The 2,575-nt window shown below is 68.8% G+C and carries 1 protein-coding gene; it reads right to left on the minus strand.

Annotated features, from left to right (window positions below; all coding sequences use genetic code 11):
- Nucleotides 1–2,072, minus strand: a 2,072-nt coding sequence (locus ACFWF3_RS31710; protein WP_379317461.1) for an amino acid adenylation domain-containing protein, incomplete at its 3' end; no start/stop codon positions are given.
- Nucleotides 2,073–2,575: the final 503 nt, after the last annotated feature.

Genomic DNA, 2,575 nt, shown 5'->3' on the forward strand with positions numbered 1-2,575 from the left:
CCCGCGACGAGCGCGGGCCGATCATCGACCACCCCACCCTCGACCAGCTTCGCGAGTACGGCCACCGTCGGGCTGTCGAAGAAGTCGCGAACATCCACCCGCACACCGAAGTTCGCCTGCAACCGGCCGATGGCGCGGGTGGCGATCAGCGAGTTGCCGCCGAGGCGGAAGAAGTCGTCGTCCAAGCCGACCACGTCCACCTCGAGCAGCTCGGCGAACAACGCGGCGACGGTACGCTCGGTCGCCGTGCGTGGCTCCCGGAATTCGGCGGCCGACACCCGGAAGTCCGGCTCCGGCAAGGCTTTCCGATCCAGCTTGCCGCTGGCATTGATCGGCATCGCGTCCAGTTGCACCAGCAGCGGCGGCACCATGTACTCGGGCATCGACGACTTGGCGTGCTCGACCAGCTCGGCCTCGTCGAGCACCGCACCATCGACGCTCACCACATAACCGACCAGCGCCTCACCGGCGCCATGGCGATGCAGCACCACCGCCGCGTTGCCGACGCGAGGGTGCGCGGCCAGCACGGCCTCGATCTCCCCCAGCTCGATTCGCAGGCCACGCAGCTTCACCTGGAAGTCGGTGCGCCCCAGGTATTCCAGCTCACCGCGCGACTCCCGTACCAGGTCACCGGTGCGATACATGCGCTCACCGGGCACGCCGTACGGATTGGCGACGAACCGATCCGCGGTGAGCCCCGGGCGCGCCACGTACCCACGCGCCAACTGGACACCGGCCAGATACAGCTCGCCGACCACCCCGACGGGTACCTGGTCGAGGTTCTCGTCGAGCACGAGCAGCCCGGTGCCGTCGGCGGGACCCCCGATCGGCACCGACACCTCATCGAGAGCGGTCACCTCGTGCGCAGTGACGTCGACCGCCGCCTCGGTGGGCCCGTACAGGTTGTGCAGCGCCGTCGCCGACAGCGCGCGCAGCCGGGCGGCCGTGGCAGCGGGCAGCGCCTCACCGGAGGCGAACACCATCCGCAACGACGACAGATCCACCTCGGAACCCACGTCACCGACGAACGCGGCCAGCATCGACGGCACGAAGTGCGTCACGGTGACCCGATGCTGGGCGATCAGCGCCGCCAGGTACGCGGGATCACCGTGGCGCCCCGCCTCGGCGACCACCAGCCGAGCGCCGATCTGCAAGGGCCAGAACAACTCCCACACCGACACATCGAAGGTGTAAGGCGTCTTCTGCACCACCACATCGGCCTCGGTCATGGCGTAGCGGCGCTGCCGCCAATCCAGGTTCGCCACGATCGCCCCGTGGGTGACCGCCACACCCTTCGGCCTGCCCGTGGAGCCCGACGTGAAGATGACGTAGGCCGCGTTGCCCGCCCGCACCCCGGACACCACCTCGCCGGGCGCCGCGTCCCAGTCGATGTCATCGGTGCGCAGCACCGGCGCGCCGTTCAGATCCGGCTCGTCGCCTGCCCGTGTCACGACCACCACCGGCCGCGCCACCTCGAGCACATAGTGCAACCGGTCCACCGGATGATCGGGGTCGAGCGGCACATACGCACCGCCCGCACGCACGATCGCGTGCACCGCGACGATCAGCTCGACACTGCGCCGCAGCGCCAACCCGACCAGTGTCTCGGGCCCGACGCCCGCCTCGACCAACCGCGCCGCCAGCACCCGCACTCTGGCATCGAATGCCGCATAGGTCAGCGTGACGTCACCGCACTGCACCGCGACAGCATCCGGCGTCCGTGCCACCTGCGCGGCGAACCGATCGACCAGCGTCGCCGCGGCCACCGCCTCCAGCCCCAGCGCCGCCATCACATCGCCCGCGAGCGAGTCCAGCAGCACACCGAACGTCCCCTCGGCGGCATCGACCACGCCGGGGAACAGCTCGGCGAGCACCACCTGCACGAGCGTGTCCGCGTCCAGCGCCCCACCGGTGAGCTCGGCCATCAGCGTGAGCTGGGCGTCGAGATCGGCATAGGACACCGCGGTGCTGTCGAACTCGACCGCGATCCGCGCCGGATCCATCGCCGCGACCGTCGCCACCAGCGCCGCCAGCTGTTCTGTTTCCGCGCGCGCCGGAGTGGGGTTGGTCATCGCACACTGCCTTCCATTACCGGCCGCGGGTAACGCCACGCGGCCGCACAAACTCTCGGAACTCCCCGGCTCGAACCGGGGTGGGGTGGATCGGCGCGGGGGCGGCCAACCTCGGGCACCCTGCCCGAAATCCGCCCGCGCACACCAGATTCAGTGCGATCGGCTATGACACGATCGCGGCAATCCGGCTCGCCGCCACGCAACCAGCAATGACTCGGCTATCTCCCGACCTCCATCGTCAACCCCGACACCTGAAACACGCGTCCGAACACGAGGAGAAGCGTATTCGTTTCAATAATAAACCGGACCAGATTCAGTCAAAATCACGGCGGGGCGACACACTTTCCGGCGCTGAGAAACGGTCCAGCGATCCGACCGCGTACGCCGAGCCGACAGCGGTCGGCACTGCGCTCCGAGTGGGCGGCAGCACGGCTGTCGGCACAGATTCTTACTGTGTCCAGCCACACTAGGCGACGCAACGTTGCATCACCGTTGCATCTTCG

Origin of the sequence: Nocardia sp. NPDC060220 (assembly GCF_042727815.1) — a bacterium.
Lineage (GTDB): Bacteria > Actinomycetota > Actinomycetes > Mycobacteriales > Mycobacteriaceae > Nocardia.